25 protein-coding genes and 1 tRNA gene are annotated in these 23593 nt (G+C 68.7%); 5 read left to right on the top strand and 21 right to left on the bottom strand.

The window, feature by feature from the left end:
• Positions 1-12: 12 nt before the first annotated feature.
• Positions 13-1032, bottom strand: a complete 1020-nt coding sequence (locus RAH39_RS07410) for a DUF5700 domain-containing putative Zn-dependent protease (RefSeq protein WP_306589443.1) — start codon at positions 1030-1032, stop codon at positions 13-15.
• A gap of 81 nt (positions 1033-1113) precedes the next feature.
• Between RAH39_RS07410 and RAH39_RS07405 the strand changes: the two genes are divergently transcribed.
• The 3 genes from RAH39_RS07405 to RAH39_RS07395 are packed head-to-tail and all read left to right on the top strand — an operon-like array spanning position 1114 to position 3578.
• Complete coding sequence (locus tag RAH39_RS07405; RefSeq protein ID WP_306589442.1) at positions 1114-1542, top strand: acyl-CoA thioesterase; 429 nt, start codon at positions 1114-1116, stop codon at positions 1540-1542.
• An 18-nt stretch (positions 1543-1560) separates the two neighbouring features.
• Complete coding sequence (locus tag RAH39_RS07400) at positions 1561-2439, top strand: radical SAM protein (protein WP_306589441.1); 879 nt, start codon at positions 1561-1563, stop codon at positions 2437-2439.
• Entirely contained in the window at positions 2430-3578 is a 1149-nt protein-coding gene (locus RAH39_RS07395) for a CapA family protein (protein WP_306589440.1), read from the top strand. Before RAH39_RS07400 ends, RAH39_RS07395 begins: the two co-directional genes overlap by 10 nt.
• Here the strand turns inward: RAH39_RS07395 and RAH39_RS07390 are convergent.
• Genes RAH39_RS07390 through RAH39_RS07365 form a run of 6 tightly spaced genes read right to left on the bottom strand, consistent with a single transcriptional unit; the run spans position 3575 to position 8109 of the window.
• Positions 3575-4138 carry an HD domain-containing protein gene (locus RAH39_RS07390; RefSeq protein WP_306589439.1) on the bottom strand — a complete coding sequence of 188 codons (564 nt, stop codon included), beginning with the start codon at positions 4136-4138 and terminating at the stop codon, positions 3575-3577. The two genes, RAH39_RS07395 and RAH39_RS07390, sit on opposite strands and share 4 nt — an antisense overlap.
• A 10-nt stretch (positions 4139-4148) precedes the next feature.
• Complete coding sequence (locus RAH39_RS07385; RefSeq protein WP_306589438.1) at positions 4149-4979, bottom strand: tRNA pseudouridine synthase A; 831 nt, start codon at positions 4977-4979, stop codon at positions 4149-4151.
• A 2-nt stretch (positions 4980-4981) separates the two neighbouring features.
• Positions 4982-5380, bottom strand: a complete 399-nt coding sequence (locus RAH39_RS07380; protein WP_306589437.1) for a response regulator — start codon at positions 5378-5380, stop codon at positions 4982-4984.
• Between the two features lie 32 nt (positions 5381-5412).
• Positions 5413-6264, bottom strand: coding sequence for a PHP domain-containing protein (locus RAH39_RS07375; protein ID WP_306589436.1), 852 nt, complete (start codon positions 6262-6264; stop codon positions 5413-5415).
• 4 nt (positions 6265-6268) lie between these two features.
• Positions 6269-6562 carry an EscU/YscU/HrcU family type III secretion system export apparatus switch protein gene (locus RAH39_RS07370; RefSeq protein WP_306589435.1) on the bottom strand — a complete coding sequence of 98 codons (294 nt, stop codon included), beginning with the start codon at positions 6560-6562 and terminating at the stop codon, positions 6269-6271.
• A gap of 23 nt (positions 6563-6585) precedes the next feature.
• Positions 6586-8109 carry a cellulose synthase family protein gene (locus tag RAH39_RS07365; protein WP_306589434.1) on the bottom strand — a complete coding sequence of 508 codons (1524 nt, stop codon included), beginning with the start codon at positions 8107-8109 and terminating at the stop codon, positions 6586-6588.
• 124 nt (positions 8110-8233) lie between these two features.
• On the opposite strand from RAH39_RS07365, the gene RAH39_RS07360 reads away from it, so the two are divergent.
• Positions 8234-10129, top strand: a complete 1896-nt coding sequence (locus tag RAH39_RS07360) for a serine/threonine-protein kinase (protein WP_306589433.1) — start codon at positions 8234-8236, stop codon at positions 10127-10129.
• A 144-nt stretch (positions 10130-10273) separates the two neighbouring features.
• The gene (locus RAH39_RS07355; protein ID WP_306589432.1) at positions 10274-10708 is read left to right on the top strand and encodes a hypothetical protein; all 435 of its coding nucleotides are present in this window, start codon (positions 10274-10276) and stop codon (positions 10706-10708) included.
• A 67-nt stretch (positions 10709-10775) separates the two neighbouring features.
• Here RAH39_RS07355 and RAH39_RS07350 read toward each other — a convergent pair.
• From RAH39_RS07350 to RAH39_RS07285, 14 genes are all read right to left on the bottom strand, one after another.
• Positions 10776-10850, bottom strand: a tRNA-Gln gene (locus tag RAH39_RS07350).
• Between the two features lie 79 nt (positions 10851-10929).
• Complete coding sequence (locus RAH39_RS07345) at positions 10930-11289, bottom strand: SpoVG family protein (protein ID WP_306589430.1); 360 nt, start codon at positions 11287-11289, stop codon at positions 10930-10932.
• Between the two features lie 58 nt (positions 11290-11347).
• Complete coding sequence (locus tag RAH39_RS07340) at positions 11348-12007, bottom strand: purine nucleoside phosphorylase YfiH/LACC1 family protein (RefSeq protein ID WP_306589429.1); 660 nt, start codon at positions 12005-12007, stop codon at positions 11348-11350.
• Positions 12008-12014: 7 nt separating this feature from the next.
• Entirely contained in the window at positions 12015-12851 is an 837-nt protein-coding gene (locus tag RAH39_RS07335) for a serine hydrolase (protein ID WP_306589428.1), read from the bottom strand.
• A gap of 76 nt (positions 12852-12927) precedes the next feature.
• Positions 12928-13830: a UbiA family prenyltransferase gene (locus RAH39_RS07330; protein ID WP_306589427.1), complete on the bottom strand. Its 903-nt coding sequence runs from the start codon at positions 13828-13830 to the stop codon at positions 12928-12930.
• The gene (locus RAH39_RS07325) at positions 13827-14612 is read right to left on the bottom strand and encodes a DUF116 domain-containing protein (protein WP_306589426.1); all 786 of its coding nucleotides are present in this window, start codon (positions 14610-14612) and stop codon (positions 13827-13829) included. Before RAH39_RS07325 ends, RAH39_RS07330 begins: the two co-directional genes overlap by 4 nt.
• Positions 14609-16075: an MlaD family protein gene (locus RAH39_RS07320; protein WP_306589425.1), complete on the bottom strand. Its 1467-nt coding sequence runs from the start codon at positions 16073-16075 to the stop codon at positions 14609-14611. Before RAH39_RS07320 ends, RAH39_RS07325 begins: the two co-directional genes overlap by 4 nt.
• A complete protein-coding gene (locus RAH39_RS07315) occupies positions 16072-16863 on the bottom strand; it encodes an ABC transporter ATP-binding protein (RefSeq protein WP_306589424.1) in 792 nt (263 codons plus the stop codon). The genes RAH39_RS07320 and RAH39_RS07315 overlap by 4 nt, the downstream gene beginning before the upstream one ends.
• Positions 16864-16867: 4 nt before the next feature.
• Positions 16868-17644, bottom strand: a complete 777-nt coding sequence (locus tag RAH39_RS07310; protein WP_306589423.1) for an MlaE family ABC transporter permease — start codon at positions 17642-17644, stop codon at positions 16868-16870.
• Between the two features lie 21 nt (positions 17645-17665).
• Complete coding sequence (gene glmU / locus RAH39_RS07305) at positions 17666-19063, bottom strand: bifunctional UDP-N-acetylglucosamine diphosphorylase/glucosamine-1-phosphate N-acetyltransferase GlmU (protein WP_306589422.1); 1398 nt, start codon at positions 19061-19063, stop codon at positions 17666-17668.
• Between the two features lie 13 nt (positions 19064-19076).
• Entirely contained in the window at positions 19077-21062 is a 1986-nt protein-coding gene (locus RAH39_RS07300; RefSeq protein WP_306589421.1) for a hypothetical protein, read from the bottom strand.
• Between the two features lie 25 nt (positions 21063-21087).
• Positions 21088-21777: an aminotransferase class IV gene (locus RAH39_RS07295; protein WP_306589420.1), complete on the bottom strand. Its 690-nt coding sequence runs from the start codon at positions 21775-21777 to the stop codon at positions 21088-21090.
• A complete protein-coding gene (locus RAH39_RS07290) occupies positions 21774-22949 on the bottom strand; it encodes a PdxA family dehydrogenase (RefSeq protein ID WP_306589419.1) in 1176 nt (391 codons plus the stop codon). Before RAH39_RS07290 ends, RAH39_RS07295 begins: the two co-directional genes overlap by 4 nt.
• A gap of 3 nt (positions 22950-22952) precedes the next feature.
• Positions 22953-23435, bottom strand: coding sequence for an LSm family protein (locus RAH39_RS07285; protein ID WP_306589418.1), 483 nt, complete (start codon positions 23433-23435; stop codon positions 22953-22955).
• Positions 23436-23593: the final 158 nt, after the last annotated feature.

Below are 23593 nucleotides of genomic sequence, written 5' to 3'. Positions count from 1 at the left end.
CGTACGGGGGATTCAGCGCCGCCTCTCCACGGCCTCCACCAGAGCCTGGGACCAATGGGGAAGCGCCTGGCCCGTGGCTTTCGCCTCCAGATCGGCGACCTCGTTCCAGGTCCGGTACAGCGTGGACAGGTCGCGGTAGACCTCCAGCAGCCGGGCGCGCCCCAGGCGGGTCTCGATGAGGCTGGCCATGCGCCAGCCCACGGTGTACCAGGGACCCTGGACGCCGTAGAAGGCGAAGGCCGCTTCCGTCGCCTGTTCGCCTCGGAGGGAGCCGTCGAGGAGGCGGCCGAGGAACGCGGCGAGGCGGTCGAAATCCCGCGGAAAGGCCGCCATGTCCCGGTCCCAGCGGGCCCGGTCCGCCGCCGGGCTGACGGCGTGGGGATGGGCCGTCGGGCTCCCCGCGGCGGCCAGCATGGCGAAGCCCTCTCCGAACGCGCCGGTCCACCGCAGGGCTAGGCGGCGCGGACTGGGCAAGCTCTCGTCTTCCGCGGGACGGACGCTGGCGAAGCCGATGTGGTGGAACTCGTGGACCAGGGTGTTCTCCTCCTGGGCGCCGCTGCGCGAGGGATCCACGAACAGGAAGATGGCCGGGTCCGTCTCCGCCTCGAAGACGAAGGAGTTTCCCTGCGGCTTGATGACCGGATAGAGGGTGGCGCGGATCCGCGCTTCCGCGGGCAGGTAGGCGAGCGCGCGGTGGGCCGCCGCGGCCGGATCCAGGCGGCGCCAAGTCTCCACAGCCTTCTTCAGTGTTAGGGCGCGGCTGAGCAGGTCCGCCGACAGGACGAAGGCCCGGAAGTCCACGTCCTCGAAAGGGCGACCCATGGATGCCTCCCGGCGCTTCAACCGGCGGTAGCCCTCCGTCGCGAAGAGTTTCGCCCAGTCCGCGTCGCCGGGTTCCTGGCCGCGGGCGCGGAGATCCAGCAGGGCCAGCACGGCGTCGGCCTCGGAGAGGTCCATCCGCACGGCGATCCGGCTCTGTGGCAGGGGCGCCTGGACGGCGGGAGGAAAGGCCAGGGGAAGGGGGATGGCCATGGTTTCTCCGGATGGGATGAAGGATATACGAAATGCATCGTAGATGTGCTTAGGCCGCTATCCTGGTGCCCAGGAGTTCCTGTGCTCATCTCGCGTGAAATGGTCCTCGAGCAGGACATCGGCCTGAACGCCACCCTCTTCGGCGGCGACATGATGGCCCGGATGGACAAGGTGGCCGGGATCGCGGCCTCGCTCCTGTCCCGCAACCGGCGGTTCCTCACCCTCAAAGTCTCGGAACTGGTCTTCCACAGCCCCGTGCGCACCGGGGAGATCATCGAGTTCTACGTGTCGGTGGGGCGGCGGGGACGCACCAGCCTGACCCTGCAGATCGAAGTCCAGGTGTACGCGCCCGTCTCCGACGAGCGGCGCGACGTCACCAGCGGCGAATTCGTGATGGTGGCGGTGGACGCGGATCTCCGGCCCGAGCCCCTGGTGTGGAAGCCGGAGATGATCCGTGCCGCGGAGGCGGCGCGGGCGGAGCGCATCGACAGCCGAGCGAAGGGAGATTGAAGAGCGTATCCTGGGGGCATGACGGAACTCATCAAGGCCCACTTGGACCACCGTCGCATCTGGCGGGACTTCGATTACTGCTACCCCGTGATCGCCCGGCGCAGCCGCGGGCTGAGCGTGGGCGTGAATCTGAATCCCGACAAAGTCTGCAATTTCGACTGCGTGTACTGCGAGGTGGATCGCCTCGTCCCCCCCCACCGCCGCGACCTTGACCTGACGCTGCTGGAACAGGAACTGGGGCTTCTGCTGGACCTCGCCACCAGCGGGGAGATCTACCAGATCCCGCCCTTCGATTCGGCCCGGCCCGAGCAGCGCCGCCTCAACGACATCGCCTTCAGCGGCGACGGAGAGCCCACCACGGCGTCGGCCTTTGCCGAAGCCGTGGAGCGCGTGGCGCACCTGAAGCGGGCCCGGGGCCTGGACCTGGTCAAGCTCGTGCTCATCACCGACTCCAGCCGCCTCCAGGCGCCCGACGTGCTCCAGGGGCTGGAGACCCTGATGGCCAACCAGGGGGAGATCTGGGCCAAGCTGGACGCCGGAACCGAGGCCCACTACCGCGAGATCTGCCGCAGCCAGATCCCCTTCCAGCGGATCCTCGACAACCTGCTGGCCACTGCCCGGCGCTGGCCGATCATCATTCAGACGCTCTTCCTGAGCTGGCGAGGGCAGGGCCCCTCCAGCGACGAAATGGACGCCTACTGCGGGCGGCTGGAGGCCATCCGCAACCAGGGCGGACGGCTGCGCGCCGTTCAGCTCTACACCGTCGCCCGCCCCACCCCGGAGCCGGAAGCCCGGCCCCTTCCGCGGGTGGAGATGGACGCCCTCGCTGCCAGCCTCCGCTTCCGGTTGCCGGGCCTCCCCGTCGAGGTCTACTACGGGCCGGAGGAATGGGCCTGACGCGCCTCTTCCAGCGGATCGCGCTCGCGCTGGGGACGGTCGGCTTCGCCCTTCTGGGGCTCGCCTGTCGCGCCCGCAAGGAGAACGCTCCGCCACCGGTTCCGCCCGTTCGGATCCGCATCGCGGCGGTGGGCGACATCCTGATGCACGGGGACGTCAAAGCCGCGGCCGAACGCCATCCCCGGGGCTTTTCCGGCCTGTGGGAGGACGTGGCGCCACTCTTCCAGGAAGCGGACATCGCCTTCGCGAACCTGGAGACGCCGATCGCTCCCGCCACGGGCCGCCCGGGCGTTCCCATGCAGTTCAACGCCCCGGCCTCTCTTCCCGCGGCGTTGCGGGCCAGCGGGTTGGCGATCCTCTCCACCGCCAACAACTACGCCTTCGACCAGGGACCACGCGGCGTGCGGGAGACCCTGGAGCGCCTCCGGGCGGAAGGGCTGGTGGCCGTGGGCAGCGGCGAGGACAGGCGCCGCGCCGAAACCGCCCAACTCCTGGAGCGCAGGGGCGTGAAAGTGGCTTTCCTTGCGTTCACGGGAGTCTTCAACGCGGATTTGAACCATAGAGATGAGGAACCGTGGGTGCGCCCCCTGGATTTGGAATCGGCCCTCGCCGCCGTGCGCGAGGCCCGGCGGGGAGCGGATCTCGTGGTGGTGAGCCTCCACTGGGGCAACGAGTACCAACGGAAGCCTACGGAACGCCAACGGCTCTGGGCGCGGCGGTTCGTGGAGGCCGGATGCGACCTGCTCCTCGGCCATCATCCCCACGTCCTTCAGCCCGCGGAGGTGGTGGAAGCGGGCGGGCGGAAGGCGCTGGTCGCCTACTCGCTGGGGAATTTCATCAGCAACCAGGACCGGACGTACCGCGTCCAGTCGCCCGCGGCCGAAGGTGACAGCCGGGACGGCGCTGTTCTGGTGGCGACCTTCGAGCGCCAGGGCGAGACCCTGCACCTGGCGGAGATCCGTTTCGAACCGCTGTGGACCGACAACACCTGGGGCGCCGATGCCTCCCGCGAGATCCGCGTGGTCCGCATTGCCGAGGCGGAGCGCCGGGTTCTCTCCCCTGATCCGGCGCGTCTCAGGCTTCTCCACCTGCGGAGGGAGCGTATCGCCGAGCGGGTGGGAAAAACCTTCGTGCCTTAGATCGGCGCCAGGCCCAGTTCCTCGCGGTGCGCGTGGAGGACGGCGATGATCCGCGCGAGGTGGTCTTCCTCCGCGCCGCCGGCGGTTTCCATCAGCAGGCGGAAGCCCTCCGCCACTTCGAAGCGGTCCACGCCGGCGGCGAAGGCCTTGTCCTTGAGCTTCTTCTTCACGCTCCTGGGCTCGAGCCCTTCGGTCCGGCCGGGCCGCACCAGGGCGCAGGCCATGGCGAAGCCGGTGATCTCGTCGGAGGCCAGGAGGGCGCGGTCCAGAAGGTGGTCGTAGGACACGCCCCACCGGGTGTAGTGGGCGCTGATCGCGTGGGCCAGATCCGCCTCTCCGCGCTCCCGCAGCCAGGCCACGATGCGCCGGGGATGCTCCTCCGGCCACTGGTCGTAGTCCGCGTCGTGGAGGAGGCCCGCCAGGCCGAATCGCTCGACGTCCTCGCCGAGCTTCGCGGCGAGGTCGCGCATGACCAGTTCCACCGCGCGGGCGTGGATGCGGAGCTTGGCCGACGGTGTCCATTCGCACAGCAGCTGCCAGGCTTCATCGCGGGTGAGCATCTCGGGCGCTTCAGGGAACGAGCAGGGTGGGGCGGGGCGGGGCGGGTTCGGGATCGCCGGCGTAGCGGACGGCTTCCAGGCACAGGCCCGAGGCGGGAGCGGCCTTGGCGCCCCAGGAGAGGTTGGCGGCCTCCGTGGGCGCGCGGAGATCCTCCAGCACGCGGCGGGGCTCTTCTTCGCCCAGGGCGCAGGCCACGGCGGCGCCCACCATCCGGCGCACCTGCCGCCGGTAGAAGTGGGTGGCGCGCACCCGCAGGAGCACGAGGGCACCGGCTTCGGCGACTTCGCACCGGAAGATGCGCGCCCGGCCGTCCTCTTCGGCGTCCAGATCCGCGAAGGCGCTGAGATCCTGGTTCCCCTCGAAGGCGGTCCACGCGCGGGTCAGCTTCTCCAGATCGAGGCTGCGCTTCACCCACCAGATCCACGGCTTGCCGAAGGCGCTGCGGCGGCGGCTGATCTGATAGAGGTAGGTGCGGTCCACGGCGTCGTGCCGGGCGTGGAAACGGGGCGGGCAGCTTCGTACATCTCGGAGGGCGATGTCCTGGGGCAGGGCGGCGTCCAGGATGCGCCGGAGTTCGCCGGGCCGGGGGGCGCCCTTGGCTTCGAGGTGGAGGTGGGCGACTTGGCCGAGGGCGTGGACGCCCGCGTCCGTCCGACCCGATCCGCCCAGATAGACGAGCCGCAAGCCCGCTTCGTGGAGGACGTGCTCCAGACTGCCGGCCACGGTCCGGACGCCCTCTCGGGACTGCTTGAGGCTCTGCTTCTGCCAGCCCTGGAAGCGGCTGCCGTCGTATTCCAGGAGAAGCCGGAACGCGGCGATGGGCGGGGGTTTCACGGCCACCTTCAGCTCCCGATGACGGTCTTCACCGCCTCGATGAGGGCCGCGGGATCGTGGATCGGCTTGGCGATGTAGCCTTCGGCGCCGGTCAGCTCCAGGTACTTCTCGCGGTCCCCGAACATGGCGTGCGCGGTGGCGAGAAGAACGGGAATCCGGCGCGTGGCCTCGTCCTGCTTCAGCAGCTTGGTGATGAAGATCCCGTCCACCTTCCGCCCTTCATAGCTGGATCGGGAAAGGCTGACGTCCATGATGACGGCCTTCAGATCGGCCTCCCGGGCCAACCGCAGGATCTCGTCGACTTCCTCGGAGACCAGCACTTCGTAGCCGCCCTTTTTGACGAGGACGGTCTGGATGAATTTGATGTTGATGGGATCGTCTTCCACCAGCAGGATGCGCTCGGACATGGGGGCCTCAGAGGGTCTTCAGCCTATCGCACTCAGCGGTAGGCGCCACGGCTCCGGCGGATTTCCAGGCGCTCCAGCAGGTCGTCGGGGACTTTCAGCCCGCCACGGCCCGCGCCCAGGCGGAGTCCCGGCTTGTTCCTTCCGTGGTAGTCGCTGCCGCCGGTGACCACCATTCCGAGGCGCTCCGCCAAGGCGACGAAATATTTCTGCTCCGCCGCCCGGTATTCGCCGTAATAGCCCTCGAGCCCTTCCAGCCCCTCGCGCTGGAGGTCGCGCATGGCGTCGTCCCACCGGAAGCCGCCGCCCGCGAAGCGTCCGGGATGAGCCACCACGGGAACGCCGCCGGCCTCGCGGATCCAGAGGGCGGCTTCCGAAGGGCTCAGCTCCTCGCGGGGAACGTAGCCGGGGCAGTCGTCGCCGATGAGCCGCTCGAAGGCCTCGTGGGGCCGCTTCACGAAACCGCGGGCGGCGAGGGCCTGGGCGAAGTGGAGACGGGAGAGCAGGGGGCTGTCCGCCTGGGCGGCCACATCCGCGTAGGTCAGAGGACAGCCGAGTTCCGCCAGGCGCGTGAGCATCCGCCGGTTGCGGTCGTCCCGGCGCCCGCGCAGCTCCTCCAGGCGGGCCTGGAAGCGGGCGTCGGCGGGATCCACCAGCAGCCCCAGGACGTGAAGGGAGCGCCCCAAAAAGCTGCAGCTCAGTTCAGTGCCCACCAGGAGGCGCACCTTCACCTGCGGCTGCATGGCCAGGAACGCGGGAATTCCGCCGAGGGTGTCGTGGTCCGTGAGGCAGAGGGCTGTGAGCCGGGCCTCATCCCCGAGCAGGGCCAGCCCTTCGGGCGTGTCGGTCCCATCGGAATGGAGGGTATGGCAGTGGAGGTCGATCATCGTGTCAGGAAGGCGGCGCGATCTGCCGGTTGGCCCGGTAGAGGGCGGCCAGGAGGACTGCGACGGCCTGGAAGAGTTCCGGAGGAATGAGGCGGTTCACGTCCAGGGGCTCCAGGGCCGCCAGCAGATCGGGATCCTTCGAGATGGACACGCCGTTCTGCTTGGCCAGCTCCAGGATGCGTTCCGCCAGCAACCCCTGTCCCTTGGCCACCAGCCGCGGCGCCGCGTCCTCGAACGGGGACTCGGGCCGGTACCGCAGGGCGGCGGCGCGGGGGCGGGAGGAGGCGGGACGGGCCATGGGCCCTGATCGGGTGATCCGCGCTACTGGATGAAGTTCGCGGCGCTCTGGGCGTCGTCGGAGGGCTCTTCCATGGCCAGGCGGCGGAACAGCTTCATGTCCGCCAGGGACAGGATGCTCATGTAGGCGAACCCGTTGAAGAACAGCAGCAGGAAGGGCACGGAGGCCCACTTGCGGATGGAGATGGCCACGATCACCGCGCCGAAATAGTAGACGGCGAAGCCCAGCTCCAGGAAGGTGAGCAGGCTCTTGGGCACCTTGTAGGCGCGCTTGCTGATGGCCTTGCCATTCGCGTCGACGCCCAGCTTGGGGGTGCGCTTGAACTCCTTGTCGTCGGTGAAGAAGCCCTCCAGCACGGCCTTGGCCTGGTTCAGGGCGAGGCCGATCCCCAGGCTCATCAGGCCGGGGATGTACTTGAGGCGGTCCTTCCAGCCGGTGTTGTCGGTCAGTTCCTTCTGGGACAGGCCGAAATAGAGGCCGACGCTGACGGCGTTCAGCAGGAAGAAGGGGCCGTCGGTCATCAGCAGGACGTCCACGGGCGTTCCGGCCCGGAAGACCATCGCCGGTACCATGATGACGGACAGCACCACCATCAGCATGTAGTTGCAGTTGGCGGTGAGGTGGAACCAGCACTCCAGCTTCGTGTGCAGGCTCTCGTCGCTCTTCCAGATGACCTTCATCAGCTTGCGGATGACCTGGGCGTTGCCCTTGGCCCAGCGGTGCTGCTGGCTCTTGAAGGCGTTGACCTCCACGGGCAGCTCGGCGGGAACGACGAGGTCCTTGAGGTAGACGCCCTTCCAGCCCTTGAGCTGGGCGCGGTAGGACAGGTCCGCGTCCTCGGTGATGGTGTCGTGCTCCCAGCCGCCGGCGTCGGCGATGGCGGACACGCGCCACATTCCGGCAGTGCCGCTGAAGTTGAAGAAGGCCTTGGAGCGGTGGCGGGCGGTGTGCTCGAACACGAAATGGCCGTCCAGCAGGATCGCCTGGACCTGGGTGAGCAGGGAGAACTCGCGGTTGAGGTGCGCCCAGCAGCCCTGGACGAAGGCCACCTTGCCGTCGGCGAAATGGGGCACGGCCTTGCGCAGGAAGTCCTCGGTGGGAAGGAAGTCGGCGTCGAACATCGCCACGACTTCGCCCTTGGCCACCTTCAGGCCTTCGGAGAGGGCGCCGGCCTTGAAGCCCGTGCGGTCCGTCCGGTGCAGGTAGTGGATGTCGAAACCCAGGGCCTTGTAGCGGTCCACCACGGCGCTGGCGACCTTCACGGTCTCGTCCGTGGAATCGTCCAGCACCTGGATCTCCAGCTTGTCCTTGGGCCAGTCCATGCGGACGACATGGTCCATCAGCCGCTCGATGACGTTCATCTCGTTGAACACGGCGAGCTGGACCGTCACCACCGGCAGGTAGGAATCGTCGCCCACGGGCTGGGGGACGTCCTTCTTGTGGCGGTAGTAGAGGAGGAGCATCCACAGGCGGTGCGCCCCATAGATGCTGAGGATGGTGAGCAGCGTGAAGTAGGTGACGAGCACGACGGTCTTGACGACTTCCACCGGAATAGACCTCCCACAGCCCGGAAGCGGACATGTTTATAGTGTGGCAGTGCAGGTTGGAAAATCCACGAAAAACCTGATGATCTACAGCTTCATCCGGGACGTGGCCGATAGGATGTCAACCATGGGCGACCTCGACCACCAGAACCTTCCCCAAGCGATCGGCCGCTACCAAGTGTTGCGCCTGCTCGGATCCGGCGCCATGGGGAGCGTCGTCTTGGCGGAAGACCCCCGCATCAAGCGCAAGGTCGCCATCAAGCTGGTGCGGCTCGATTCCGTTCGCACCGAGGCGGATCGGCACGAATATCTCCTCCGTTTCCAGAGAGAAGCGGAAGTCTCAGGCCTCCTCAACCACCCGGGGATCGTGGCCATCTACGATGTGGGCGAGGAAGAGGGGCTGGGACCCTTCCTGGCCATGGAGTTCGTCCCCGGGCATCCCCTGGACGAGCTGATCAAGGGCGCCGCCCCCCTGCCTTTGAAGGAACGGCTGCGGATCGCGATCGGGATCGCCGAAGCCCTGGACCACGCCCATGCCATGGGGGTCGTCCACCGCGACGTGAAGCCCGGGAACGTGATGGTGGCCGACGACGGCCGCACCAAGCTCATGGACTTCGGCATCGCCAAGCGGGAGGACGCCAGCCTCACCCAGACCGGCACCTTCCTGGGCACCCCGAGCTACGCCAGCCCCGAGCAGATCCGCGAGGGCAGGGTGGACAGCCGGTCGGACATCTTCAGCTTCGGAGTTTTGGTCTTCGAGTTGATGAGCGGCCAGTCGCCCTTCCCGGGCACTTCCATCAATACGATTCTTTACCGCATCGTCAACGAGCCCCCCGTGGAGGTCCAGCCGCCTGTCCTCGGCGTCCTCCCCGACGGCTGGCGGCGCGTGTTCGACCGCGTCCTGGCCAAGCGGCCCGAGGAGCGTCCCCCCACCTGTACGGCCTTCATCCGGGACCTGGTGGATGCCGTGGTGGACCTGGGGAAGGATGACCGTCACGAGATCCTGCGGCTGCTGAAGTGGACCGGGGAGCCCCGGCTGCCCGAGATTACCTCGCCCTCCGCCGACGAGACCGTGATCATGGCGCGTCCGGCCCGGCGCGGCCTCGCTCCGCTATGGCTGGGGCTGGGCGCCGCTGTCCTGGTCGCGGGCGGATGGTTCCTGTTCGCTCCCAAAGGCGGGCGGCTGCGGATCGACTCGCTCCCCGCGGGCGCCCAGGTCCTGGTGAACGGCGCACCCGCGGGAGTCACCCCCCTGAGCCAAGTGCTCCGCCCCGGCGACAAGGTGCGCTTGGAACTGAAGGGCCACAAACCCGTGGATTACGCGTTCAGGGCGGGGAATGCCCCCGCAGCCTTTGCCCTGCAGCCCGTGGTCAGCGAGGAACTGATCGACTCCACCCCTTCCGGCGCCACGATCGTCCTCGACGAAAAACCCCTGGAGGGCGCGACGCCCCTCAAGGTGCGCTGGAACCAAGCCCAGGCCCATCGCCTCACCCTTACCAAGGGAAAGCTGGGCGCCGCCTCGGATTTCGGGCCCGGGGAAGTCCCCGGCGGGCGGGTCTTCGAGCTGAAGGAAGCCACTACGGCCGAAACCCGTCAGGAACCCGCTCTGGATCCCGCCGCGCCGGGCGCCCTCAAATTGAGCGGGAGCTTCAGCGTTCGCGTGAAGGTGGACGGTAAGGATCTGGGCGAAGCGAGCCCCGGTTCCAAGCTGCCGCTGCCTCCCGGAACCCATAAGCTGGAACTCGCCAGCCCCTCGCACTTCTATAAGGACGCCCGGACCGTGGGCGTTTCTCCCGGCCAAGTCGTCTCCGTGGCCCTTCCCGCCCTCGCCACCCTCACGGTCGAGACCTTCCCCGGCACCGGCAAGGTCCTGGTGGACGGCCAGGACGCCGGAATCGAGAGCGACGGCAGCAGCGTCCAGGTGACCGAAGGCCGCCACACCGTCACGGTTCGCGGCTCCCGCGGCAGCAAGAGCGAGACCGTGGAGGTCAAAGGAAACAAGGGCTTGAGGTTCCCCCTCTAGCGGCGACGGATTACTCCAGGCACGGCGTATTCAGGCTGGTTCTTCCGTCCGGGTGGACCTAACCTGTCCTGCACCCTGGAAGACGCAGTACCGCGCCCACCCGATCCGGCCTTCCTGCCGGCGTCCCCGTTCAAGGAGTGGTGTATGCCGGAACAGGTCCGAGACTTGCGGCTTTTTCTGGAAGAGACGATCGGGCTTCTGGCGGTCGTCCAGCAATGCCGAGCCGTCCTGGTGGAGGCCCGCCTGCGCGCCGACCTGTCCCGGGCCATCGAAGAAGCCATCCGCCGCCTGCGCGGCCTCTCCGATCATCCCTACCTTCAGGATCCCGAAAGGTATGAGGAGATGGAACATGCCGGGCTCATCGGAGCCCAATTGAACTTCAAGCTGGCGTCCTTCGAATCGTCGCTTCAAAGCTTCCAGACATCGGGAAGGCAGGACGAGCTTGCCGAAGTGCTGGACAAGAGCGGAATCATCCTCAGCAGCCTCGCCGGAGCCATCCCGGGCTTCGGCTCCTTCGCCCAGGAATTGATCGATTTCATCCTGAAGGAACTCAAAAAGCGCTTCTGGCGGCGGCGATAGGCTTTCGCCCGCCGCGATGTCTGCAGATTTGAGAAAAAAAGCGCCGGACGAACCGTCCGGCGCTTGGTGGTTGGGGAGGAAGGATTCGAACCCTCGATACGCAGGATCAAAACCTGCTGCCTTACCACTTGGCTACTCCCCAGGCGGAAAGGCAAGGATAGCGCGGGTTCGCGTCTGGCCCAAGGCCCTCTTGGCGGTGGGATATCCGGCCCTTCTCGGCCTCAGGAGGTGGGCTTGGAGGTGAAGCCGAATTCCTCGACGCCCAGCAGGTCGGGACGGACCTGGGCGGCTTCGCCGCGCTCGATGCGGCTGAGGGCGCGGTGGCCGGTGGCGGTCTCGTAGGCCAGGAGGACCTGCTCTTCGATCTGCTCGCGCAGGGTGTTGTTCAGGGGATAGGCGATGTCCTTGAAACTGCCGTCGCGCTTGCGGCGGCTGGGCATGGCGACGAAGTAGCCGTCCTCGCCTTCCACCACGCGCAGGTCGCCCACGAGGAAGCAGTCCTCCAGGACGAGGGCGGCGAAGGCGCGGAGCTTGTCGTCGCCTTCGACTTTGGTGATGCGGATGTCGGTGATGTTGAGCATGGCGTTCCCCAGGGTGGATCTCGAATGCGTTCCGCCGAGGGCGGAGCCAGCTTCCAGGTTAGCGGATCTCGATCCAGCCCCACTGCCGGCCGGTGTCGCCGCGGCGATGGGAGTGGAGCAGATCGGCGCGGCACATGGTGCAGAGGGCCACGCTGCCTTCCTTTCCCGCATCCAGCCCAAGGTCCAGAGCCTGGGCGCGGAGGAAGCCGTGCAGATCCAGGTGGGGCTTGCCCGCCGGGCCGGGATGCCGGAGTTCCTCCTGCCAGGCGGGGTCCTGGCGGGCGGCGCCGATGACTTCTTCCCCCACCTCGAAATGGCAGGCGAGGATCGCTGGTCCGAAGGCCCACACGAGCGAGGTGGGTTCTCCGCCCAGGTTGCGGAACCAGGCCACGCCCCGCCGCAGGATGCCTTCCGCCGGGGAAGGGCCATGGCCGGTGGCGCCGCGCCAGCCCGCGTGGAGCGCCGCCACCCAGGGAGTTCCGTCGTTCAGGGGGCCGGCCAGGAGCACAGGGACGCAGTCCGCCACGCGCACGCCGATCCGGATCCCCGGTTTCGTGGTCCACAGCCCGTCGCCTTCCACGACCGCATCGGACGCTTCGACGATGCCGCATCCATGGACCTGGTCCAGCCGCCGCGGGGGGAGCGTCTCGGAAGAATCGAGGCGGGTGGAGAATCCCCAGTCGAGGGGGAAGGGCGGTTGAATGCCGGGCGTCAGCACGGGCCGATCAGTTCTTGGCGAGGCGGGCTTCCAGCCACTGCTTGATGCGGTTGGCGTCGCCCAGGCGGGTGTACTTGCCCCAGGAATCCAGCAGGATGATCAGGACGGGCCGGTTGGCGAGCATGGCCTGCATGGCGAGGCAGCGGCCCGCTTCCTGGATGTAGCCGGTCTTGGACAGCCCGATGGTCCAGTTGGGGCTGCGGACGAGGGCGTTGGTGTTGGGGAACTGGATGCTCTGGCGGCCGGAGCGGATGGTGGTCTCGGGGCGGGTGCTGAAGTCGCGGATCTCGGGATAGCGGTAGGCGGCTTCCACGATCCGGGCCAGATCCTGGGCGTTGGCGACGTTCCCGCTGGAGAGGCCGGCGGGATCCTGGAAGCGGGCGCTCACCAGCCCCAGTTCACGGGCCTTGGCGTTCATGGCTCCCACGAAGGCGGACAGCCCGCCCGGGAAGGTCCGGCCCAGGGCGTGCGCCGCCCGGTTCTCGGAGGCCAGGAGGGCCAGGAGAATGGCCTGCTCCCGGGGGAGGCGGGTGCCCACGGGCAGGCGGGACCGGCTGTGGCGCAGCATGTCCATGTCGTCCCGGGTGATGGTGAGGGTCTCCTGCGGGTCCAGGTGGGCGTCCAGCACGACCATGGCGGTCATCAGCTTGGTGAGGGAGGCGATCGGCTGGACGGCCCCGGGCTGCTTCTCCAGCAGCGCCTGGCCGGTGGTCTGATCGAGGACGAGGGCAGAGGCCGACTTCAGGGCCAGGGCGGTCGGGATGTGGGACGACGCGGCGCCCAAAGCGAGCCCCGCCGTGGCCAGAAGAACGCCCAGCAACCCCTTCCCCCGGCTGAAACCCATGGATGCTCCCTTGAAGATTCCGATTGTCGTCACGTCTTCCCAGTCTATCGGATCCGGGGGTCTTTTGCTCAAGTCCTCACGGCCAAAGGAGGATCAGCAGGCTGATGTCCGTCACCGCCCAGGCCGCGAGGCCCCAGTACATGCCCGTCTCGTGGCGCCGGTCGGTCCACTCGCGCCATCCGGCCAGCCAGGGGAGTAGGACGCCCAGCCACGCGATGAGGGAGGGCAGGAGGAACACAGGATGCCGGTTCCGGCTGAAGGCGGCGCAGGCGAAGAGCCCGTGGGCGGCCAGGGCCGCGCCCAGCGCCAGTACGAGGCTGTGGCCCACGCCCAGCCGGATCACCAGGGTCCGGTCCCCCCGGGCCGTGTCCTCAGCCACCTGATAGATCTGGGTCATGGGATAGAGCGACGCGAACAGCAGGGCGAACCCGAGGGAGGCCCACAGGATTCCCGCGGCGAAGGGGCGCCCCGTCAGGGCCCAGCCCGCCAACGGTGTGAACAGGCCGAAGCCCAGGCAGTTGATGAGAAGATCCCAGCCCGCACGGGCCTTGAGCCGCGCCGGGGGGACCGAATAGAGCCAGCTCATGGCCACGCAGGCCAGGTTGAGCAGGGCGAAGGCGCGGGGCAGGAGGAAGCCGCCCAGGGCCGACGCCACCAGGAGCACCGTCGCGAAGGCGAACAGGTGCGCCGGCGGTTTGGGCGGCGCCTTGAGGTAGCCGATGTCGCCCTCGTCCCGGTCGAAGGCGCTGTTGATGGCGAGGGTGCCCCCGTTGAGCAGGACCACGAACACCAGCCAGCCCAGCAGGGCCGGTTCCACGGATGGAGGCCACCCCGCGGCGAGGAGCGTTCCCAGGAGGAAGTGGGCCGTCATGATGGGCCACTCCAGGGGGCGGAGATGCAGCAGGTAGGCCAGGGCTTCGGCCCCGATGAGGCGCTGCAGGAAGGTCCGGATGGGGAAGCGGGAGGCCTCCCCGGTCACGCGATGCCCTCGTGGCGGAGAACCTGGATGGCGCCGGGGCGGCGGGGCTCCACCAGGGCCTCCATGGCCGCCAGGAGGTGGGGCACGCTGAAATCCGTGTCCACGCACATCCCGTGGGGCAGGGACAGGGGGATCACGTAGGAGGGGATCTCCGGCAGTTTGGTCAGCCCCTTGAGGAGGCGGTCCGTGCAGCTCACGGCGACAATGAGATCAGGCCGGTACTCGCGGGCTTCCCGGTAGGCCTTGTGGCTGCGGTTGGTGATCCGGCCCTCCCACTGGTGGAGGAGCACCGCGTTCAGGTAGTCGCCCACGGGGCACAGCCCGCAGTCGTAGCAGGCGGCAAGGTCGTCCAGGATGCCGGCCTTGCACCGCGCCATCTGGATGCAGTGGGGCAGGAGGATGAGGGCGCGGCGCGCCTTGCGCTCCGCGAAGGCCTCCCGGACGCGACCGTTGTTGTGGCGGCAGAAGGCGAGGATCCAAGCGTCCTCGAGGCCTAGCCAGCGGGCCAGAGGCCGGACCGCGTGCGCCCACAGGGCGTCCTGGCGCATGATCGCCGTGCGGTTCCGAAGAAAGGCTCCGCCGCGGAGAAAGCTGGGCCACGCCGCCGCCAGGGCGGCCGTGGCCGCGAGGAGCCACCAGCCGCGGCCCTCGGTGTGGAGGGCCGCCCCGGTGAAAGCGGCGGCCGATACGAGCAGGGGAAGGCCCCGCCGCACCGCCAGGAAGAGCCCGCCCCGCTCGGCCGGCAGGGGAGCCGGCGCAGGCAGGGCGCGGGGTTCCTTCACTTGGAGGTTCCGACCAAGCCGATCATCTTCTTGAGGTCGTCGTCCTTCCAGCGAAGGCCGGCGCCGAAGAAGAGGGTCCGGAGATCCTTGTTGCCGAAGTCCTGGACGCCCGCCTGGACGTAGGCGCCCTTCCAGAACTGGTAGCTGCTGGTGAAGCGGTAGCGCGGATTGGGCTTGTCGTCCCGCTTGCTGAAGTCGTAGGCGAGGAGGCCCAACCGGAGCTTGTCGTCGTCCAGGGCTCGGAACTCCACCCCGGCGCCGCCCTTGCCCTCCACGATGCCGGCGGAGAAGACCGCGGCGCCCAGGCGCTTGGCGAACTGCGCCGACAGGGTGAAGCTCTTGTCGGTGGTCACGGACTGGGTGCGGTCGATGACGGTGATCGGCTGGCCGGTGATGGGATCGAGCTGGGTGATGCTGCGGGTGCTCTCGCTCAGCTTGCCGTCCGGCGTGGAGGCGAGGCCCAGGGAATACCAGTAGTCGGGGCGCGGCGCGATCTCGATTCCGAGGCCCACGCGGCTGTCCTTGCGCTTGTCCCACTGGGCGGCGCTCATGTCGAGGCGCAGGTCCATCTTGTTGAACCCGCCCAGCAGGCCGTTCACGTTGTCCACGGCCTCGTTGATCTTGCGCACGGTGGTGTCGTCGTTCAGCAGCTTGCCGATGGTGCCCTCGCCCTTGTTGATGCGGTCGGTGAGAACCTTCAGGTTGTCGGCGGTGCCCTGGAAGCTCTGGGCCAGCTTGCGCACGTCGCCCATCACGCCCTTCAGCTCAGGGCGGTTCTCCTCCAGCATGGCGTTCAGGTTCCGGCCGACGGATTCGAACTGCTGCGCCAGCTTCGGCAGGCGATCGCGCAGGTCCACGCTGATGGCCTCCACATTGGCCATCGTGTTGTTGATGGCGCCGTGGTTCTCCTGGGCCATGCTGCGGAATTCGGCGGTCAGGACGCGGATGTTGTCCACGATCTCGTCCATCTTCTGGCGGCCCTGTTCGCCGCCGATGGACTCGTTCAGGGCCTGGGTGACGCCCTTCACGTTCTTGCCGATGTCGGCCAGGGTGTCCATCAGGCTGTCGAGGCTGACGCCCGCTTTGCTGGGCAGGGGCGCACCCTCGGGTAGGGTGCCCTTGGCGCTGTGACCCGGATCCAGGTCCACGTACTTCTCGCCCAGGATGCCGATGGAGCCCAGCGATACCACGGCGTCGCCGTAGACCTGCACTTCGGGGCCGAGACCGAGCATCACCTTGGCCTTGCCGTTCTCCAGGGTGATGGCGCGGACGTCGCCCACCTTCACGCCAGCGATGCGCACGGCGCCCTGGACGTTCAGTCCGGCCACCTGGTCGAAGTAGGTGATGCGCTCGCTCTGGTTCCGCTTGCTCCCGATCTCCAGCTTCTCCGTGCGGAAGACGAGCACGGCGAGGAGAAGGACCGCGCCGGTGAAGAAGAGGCCGACCTTGGTTTCGAGCTTCATGCGCGGGCCTCCTGGGTGCTGCGCTTGGGGGGAGGAGGGTCCTGGAGGAAAGGACCGTCCGCGTCGCCGCGCAGGAACTGCTGGATGACGGGGTGGGGATTGGCTTTGAAGTCCTCGGGGGACTCGCAGGCGAGGCACTCTCCCCGGAAGAGCAGGGCGATCCGGTCCGCGATTGCGAACGCGGACTTGAGGTCGTGGGTGATGGTGATGGTGGTGACGCCCAGTTCGTGCTGGAGGTCCAGGATCACGCGGCCGATCACGTCGGTCATCACGGGGTCCAGGCCGGTGGTGGGCTCGTCGAACAGCAGGATCTTGGGCTTGAGGGCGATGGCGCGGGCGAACCCCACCCGGCGCTTCATCCCGCCGGAAAGCTCCGCCGGCTTCAGCTTCTCGGTCTCTTTCATCCCCACCAGCGTGAGGCATTCCTCCACGCGGCCCGTGACTTCCGCCTCGGTCATGGTGGTGTGGCGGCGCAGGGCGAAGGCGACGTTCTCGAAGACCGTCATGGAATCGAACAGGGCCGCCATCTGGAAGCACATGCCGATGCTCTGCCGGACCTCGAACAGCTCCTTCCGGCTGAGCTGGGCGATGATCTTTCCCTCGATGGCCACGTGGCCGGAATCCGGAGTGAGCAGGCCCATGATGTTGCGCAGCAGCACCGTCTTGCCGGTGCCGGAGCCGCCGAGGACGACGAGGCTCTCGCCTTCCTCGACCTGCAGGTTCACATTGGACAGCACCACCTTGGGCCCGAAGGCCTTGGACAGGTTGACGACGTCGATCAGCGCCATGTCGTCACACCAGCAGGAGCTTGGTGAGGAAGAAATCGGAAACGAGGATCCACAGCGAGCTCGTGACGACGCTGCTGGTGGGGGCGTTACCCACGCCCTCGGCGCCGCCGCGGGTGCGGTAGCCCTTCCAGCAGCCCACCAGGGCGATGATCATCCCGAACACCAGGGCCTTGATCAGCGCGATCCGGAGATCGCGGAAGGCGAGGAGCTTGTAGAACTCGCCGCTGTAGACGTAGGCGCTCTGGCCTTCCACGCCCACCAGGATCAGGTAGCCGCCCCAGAAGCCCACGTAGATGGAAACCACGGTGAGCAGGGGGACGATCACGATGGCCGACAGGAAGCGGGGCACGAAAAGGTAGTGGATGGGATCCGTGGCCAGGCACTCCAGCGCGTCGATCTGCTCCGTCACCTGCATGGTGCCCAGTTCCGCGGCCATGGCCGAGCCGATGCGGCCCGACAGCATCAGGCCCGTGATCACGGGACCCAGCTCGCGGACGATGGCGAGGCCCTCCACCTGGGAGGCCAGCCCCTCGGCCTGGAACTGGCGGAATCCGAAGGCGAGCTGGACCGCGAAGACCATGCTCACGGCCACGCTGGTGAGGATCACCACCGGGAGGGAATTCACGCCCAGGGCCTGGAACTGGTGCATCAGGTTCTTGCCGTCGAAAGGACGCCTGAAGATGGCCGCGAAGGTCCGGCCGGCGAGGACGGTGAAATCCCCGCTCACTTCGAGCGCACCCAGGACGTGGGCGCCGATCTTGTCGAAGAAGGTCAAGACCATGGGGCTCCGGGACGCAAAGGGCTAGCTTACCCGAGACTGCTTCTTCTGGCGGTCGCGGAGGCGGGAGGCGGCCCCTTCGCGCTGGGTCTGGGGCGTGCGGCTGAGGGCCACGGCGTCGGCCGGGACGTCCCGCGTGACGGTGCTCCCCGCCCCGATCAGGGCGCCGTCACCGATGGTCAATGGCGCGACGAGCTGGCTGTCGGATCCCACGAACACGTTCCGGCCGATGGTGGTGCGGTGCTTGTTCACGCCGTCGTAGTTGCAGGTGATCACGCCCGCGCCGATGTTGGAGCCCTCGCCGATCTCGGTGTCGCCGAGGTAGGCGAGATGGTTGGCTTTGGCGCCCCGCTGGAGCCGGGCTTTCTTGGTTTCCACAAAATTCCCGATGTGGACGCCTTCGCCCAGTTCCGTGCCCTCCCGCAGGCGCGCGAAGGGGCCGACCTTGGCGCCCGCGCCCACGCGGGCGTGCTCCAGAACGCAGTAGGGGCGGACTTCCGCGCCGTCGTCGAGGGTGGAATCGAGGATCACGGTGCCCTGGCCGATGCGGCAGCCCTCGCCCACGGAGACGGAGCCCTCCAGGCGGACGCCGGGTTCCAGAACGACGTCCCGGCCCAAGGCGGCCCGCGGTCCGACGAAGGTGCTGTCGGGGTGGAGGAAGGTCACGCCTTCGGTCATCCAGTGGCGCTGGATCCGAGTCTGGGCCGCCGCCTGGAGCGCGGCTTGGTCCAGGCGTGAGTTCATCCCGGCGAGTTCCTCCGGATCGCAGATCTCCACCGCCACCGGCAGCTCCGCGGCGACCGCGGCGACCGCGTCGGTGAGGTAGTACTCCTTTTGGGCGTTGGCGTTGGTGAGGTTCTGGAGGGCCCGCTTCAGGGCGGGCCAGGGCAGGGCGTAGGCGCCGCCGTTCACCCGCCGCACGGCGAGTTGCTCCGGCGTGGCGTCCTTGGCTTCCACCACGCCCGCCAGGCGGCCGTCCGCGTGCTGAAGCACCCGGCCATAGGAACCGGGAGCCGGCAGGTCCATGGCCAGGAGGACCGCCTCGGCGGCGCACAGGCGGAATACCGTGGCGGCGGAGGTCAGGGGCACGTCGCCGCACAGGATCGCCACCTTGGACGCGCCCAGGCGGTCGAGTTCGGGAATGCAAACCTGGAGGGCGTGGCCGGTTCCAAGCGGCTCGCCCTGGTCCACGGCGGTCACGGGGCAGGGCAGAAGGCCGGCCTTCGACCAGGCGTCCAGGGCCGCCAGCACCTGGTCCTTGCCGTGGTGGACCACGACCACGGCGCCGCCGAGGTCCGGCGGGAGGGTGCGGAGGACCCACAGGAGGGAGGGATCGCCGAGGATGGGGTGGAGCACCTTGGGAAGCCGGGATTTCATCCGCGTTCCCAGTCCCGCCGCGAGGATCACCGCCACTGTCGCCATGTCGCCTCCTTTCTTAGCCTACAACAGGGCTCCCGTTGAGCAGGGCCAGGGCGGCCCGGGAGAAGGCCTCGGGTTCGAAGGGCTTCTCCAGGAAACCGAGGCGCCGCAGGCCCAGCGCGGCCGGGTCGAGGGACAGAGGCTGGCCCATCCCCAGGACCAGCGTCGGGATCGGCTCCTTCTGAAAGGCGCGCAAGGCCCGCTGGAAGCGCTCCAGGCGCGGGGTGCGCTCCAGCACCAGCAGGTCGGGCTGGGCCTCTCCCCGGCTGCCGCGCAGCAGTTCGTGCAGATCCCCGAAGGCCAGGGCCTGTCCCCCGAGGTTCTCCACGCGGTCCACGAGGCTCTCCTGGACGAGCGGATCCCGGTCCACGATCCACAGCACCCGCCCCTGAAGCAGCGGCCCCGCGAGGGAATGCGCCGAAGCGGCGACGGGAAGGTAGATGCGCGGGCGCACGTGCCGCGTCTCCTGCACCAGTTCGAGCATGCCGCCGGCCTCCCGCACGGACTGGCGAAGCCAGCCCAGGCCGAACAATTCCCGCGGGCGGCTCCGCCCCGTGCCCCGGGCTTCGGCGTGGAGCAGCGCGAAACTGCGCCCGCCCAGGTCCACCGCATCCAGGGCCAGGACCAGGCTTTCGCGGCCCGTCCGGTCGCCGGCGTGGAGCAGAAGCTGGATGGCGAGGCGCTCCAGGGCCTCCGGATCCGTCTCCAGCGCCAGGGGATCGGCCCGCAGGCTCAATTCGCTGTGGAGCGGCACCATGCGCCGCAACTTGGGCAGGAGCGATTCCAGGAACAGCCGCCCGTCCACCGTCTCGCCGGGCGGCGGGAATTGGCCCAGCCGCAGCGAAGCGGTCTGGGCGTGGACCGCGGCGCGGTGCAGCGGTCCTTCGGGCGCACTGGCGGCGAGGCGCTCCGAGGCCGAGGCCAGAGCCAGGGAGGCATTGGCTTCCAGCCGCCGTCCGTCGTCATCGCCCCCCGGTCGTCGCGCGCCCCCTCCGCCGCGCAGTACGAGCGATCCGGGTGAGGAATCGGAGATCCACAGCAGCGCCATGCCCCGGTCGAAGGTGGAAGCCTCCAGGGACACGGGCCGGAAGGTGCCGTTCTCGCTCACCTGGGTGGCGTGGACCGTGGCGCAGCCGAACTGGAGCAGTTGTTGGCGCACGGCCTCCCACACCGGCGTTTCGCCGCCCTGGAAGAGGGCGTCGAGGGCGTAGCCCCGCAGGCGGTAGCGGGGCAATCCCACCAGCTGACTGAAGGAGCCGTTGGATTCCAGGACGCGGCCCTGGTCGTCCACCATCCACATGGCCTGCCGGGAGTCCAGGCCGAGGGCGAGTCCCGAGGAGGCGGGCGTTTCGACCTTCTTCTCCAGCAGCGCCAGGGCCACGCGGAGCCCTTGGCCCCGGCCTTCCACCCAGGCGCCCTGCTCGCGCAGCCACTTGAGTTGGAGGAGGGCCACCAAGCCCAGAAGCAGCCCGCCCAGAAGCGCGGCCGGCCAGGACAGGCGGGGCAGGCCGGCGGGCAGGAGGATCTGGGCCAGGACGCCCAAACCCAGAGCCGAGGCGCCCACCAGCGGCATCCGCAGCTCCAATTGGCGCCCTCCGGTCCAGCGGTAGGCGAGGTCCGACAGGACCAGCCACAGGAGGCCTTCGAGGGCCGCGCCGAACCAGAAGCGGGGGATCTCCTGCCACGGAAGGTTGAGGTGGAAGAGCAGGAACACCTGGAAGAGGCTGATGCCGCCCACCCCGAGCGCGAGATAGCGCACCCCCTGCACGCCTTCTCGCTGGGCCTGGAGGAAGAGCGTGAAGCCCAGGAGCGCGGCGCCCACCTGCGGCGCGGGGATGGGCACGCCCGTCAGTTGCGCCCAGGGGAGCGCCAGGACCGCCAGCAGGCCGCCCAGGAAATACGCATGGCCGAGGCCCGCCCGGCCCGTCCGGCGGAAGGTCCAGAACCCCAGCAGGGGCGGCAACGGCAGCAGCAGGGCGGCGATCAGGTCCGCGAAGGCCATGGGAGCGCTCCTCGGCGGTAGAGTCTCACAGAAGCTCCGCCGGCCAGATCCCGCGGAGCGCATTCATGCACCACAGGCGGCCTTCCCGCGGCGCGATCCGGCCCGTGTCCGCGGTCCAGCCGCGGGCCGCGGCCCAGGCGGGCAGGTCCAGGCGCTCCGCCACGCTGGCCACGCGGCCTTCCGCGGGCGGCAGATGGAGCCTTCCATTCCGTTCCTGCGCCACCGCGGCGATGGCGGTCTCCACCACCGTGCCGTCCGGCCAGCTGAGGAGCGCATCGTCGGCCCCCCGCCTCCGTGCTTCTTCCAGCGCGGCCGCGGACCACGGGCCGGAAAGGCCCTTATGGCGAGCCAAGGGATCCGGACGCAGGTCGCCCATCGGATGGGGCAGGAGCGCCAGGCGATAGGGCGTCGGCGCCACCGGAAGGGGCTCCAGCGTTGCCACGAGGATTTGGGGATGGAGCACCAGCCGGAGCGCCGATTCCTTCGGCGATTGGATGGCGAGCCAAGTCCTCAGTTCGTCCGTGGCAGCCTCCAGCCAGGGAACGTCTTCGCCCAGGGCCCGGGCGCCCGCTCGCAGCCGAGCGAGGTGGGCTCCGAGGTGACGCGGGGTTCCCTCCCGCACGGGCAGGGCCGTTCGAGGCCGGGGCGAAAGGGGAGACTCGCCCATCCCATCGGTGGCCCCGGGACCGAAGACCGCGCGGGCAGAGGCGTTCATGGGGCCACGCGCGCGGACCAGGGCTGGTGGCGGGCCCTTCCCGCCAGCCGCACCGCCAGCGCGGCGGCCTCCTGGAAGTTCCGGGGATCGGCGATCCACCGGCCCGCCTTGTCGAAGGCCGTGCCGTGGTCGGGGCTGGTGCGGATGTAGGGCAGCCCGAGGGTCAGATTCACCGCGCGGACGGGCTCCAGCAGCTTAATGGGGATCAGGCCCTGGTCGTGGTAGAGCGCCACCACCAGGTCGAACTCCCCGGAAGCCGCCCGGTGGAAGAGGCTGTCGGAGGGATGGGGGCCCGAAAAGACAGGTCCCATCTCAGGCGTGGGTCGGGGAGGCTCTTGGTCCGGATGGAGACGCCATCCCTCCGGCGGGGGACCTGGCGGAAAGGGCGAGGGCAGGGCGGCGAACGGTCCGGCGCTTGCTGTTTCTTGGAAAGCGCCAGCGGCCCGCTCGAGGGCCGCGGACAGGCCCTCTTCCTCGTTTCCGAAGGCCCCGTTCTCCCCCGCATGGGGGTTGAGGGCGCAAAGGGCGACGCGCAACGCGGGATTGCCCGTGAGCTGGATGAAGCGGTCCGCCGAGAAGATAAGGGTTTCGGCCACCGCGTCCGAATCCAGTTCCTCCACGACGGATCGGAGGCTCTGGTGGACGGTGTGGAGCACCACGGACAAGCGAGGACTGACGAAGGCCATCCGGGTCAGGGGCGCCCCTGCGAGGGCCTGGAGATACTCGGTGTGGCCGGGGATGTCGTACCCCGCGAGATGGGCGGCGGATTTCGCCATGGGGAGGGTGACGAGCGCATCCACTTCGCCCCGCTGGGCCATGCCGGCGGCGAGCCGGATGGCCTCCACCGTGGCGCGGCCCGAGGCCGCCGAACCCGCGCCCAGGCTCAGGTCCTTCGCAAGAATCTCAGGCGTGGGGTCCAGCCATTGGGCCGATGCCGATCCGTTGGGGCTTTCCACGACCAGTTCGCCGGTCGCGCCCTCGAATCCGGATGTCCGCCAATGCCACGCGACGGGGCTTCCCGGTACGCCTTCCAGCAGGTCCAGTCCCGCGCGGGCGCCCACCACCACGACGTCGGCCCAGGCGCGGATGGCCAGCAGGCTTTTGAGCAGCAACTCGGGTCCGATCCCGCAAGGATCTCCGAGGGTGATGGCGAGGCGGGGGCGGCGGTCCATGGATCAGTCGAAGACCGGGACCTCCACGTCGGCGGGCGCGGGCTCCTCCTTCTTGGCCGCACGGCTCCGGCGGATCCGCGGTTCCTCCTCCTGCTTGTAGATGTATTTGATGTTGTGCTTGGGCACGAGGACGTTGGGCTCCTTGACCCGATTGATCTTCAGGCAGTGCTTGTCGTACCACTCGATCACGCCGCGAACCTTCTCGTCGTCCTGGAGGACGATGACCATCGGCGTTTTCGACTGCATCTGCTTGAGGTAGTAGAAGCTCTCGGCGTTCGTCTGCTCCGGGGGAGCGATCTTCCGGCGGGGGCTCCCGAGCCCCTGCGGAGCCGTGGGCGCCGCTGGATTGGTGGCGGGATTCGGTTCGCCGCTGGCGGTGAGGGCGGGCGGAACGGGCGTCATCGCCTCCGCGCTCCCTCCTTTGGCGGGCAGCCCGAGCTTATCCTTGAGCTCGCTGAGGTTCGGTCGAATGAGCTTACGGTTCATGGCGGATCCTGGACCGGCAGGCGGCGCGGGGATGTCAAAGGCGTCGGCGAAGGGCCTTCCATTCCGGAAATCTGGACAGCGCCTGCCGCGAAGGGCTTGGAACCGAAGAGACGGGAAGGGAATGAACCACTGTGGCAGGTGCCGTGCGGACCCCGCAA

Source organism: Geothrix sp. 21YS21S-4, from assembly GCF_030845995.1.
In the GTDB taxonomy this organism is placed as follows: domain Bacteria; phylum Acidobacteriota; class Holophagae; order Holophagales; family Holophagaceae; genus Geothrix.
The sequence above is the reverse complement of the archived record's forward strand: the minus strand, read 5'-3'. Positions and strand labels throughout refer to the sequence as shown.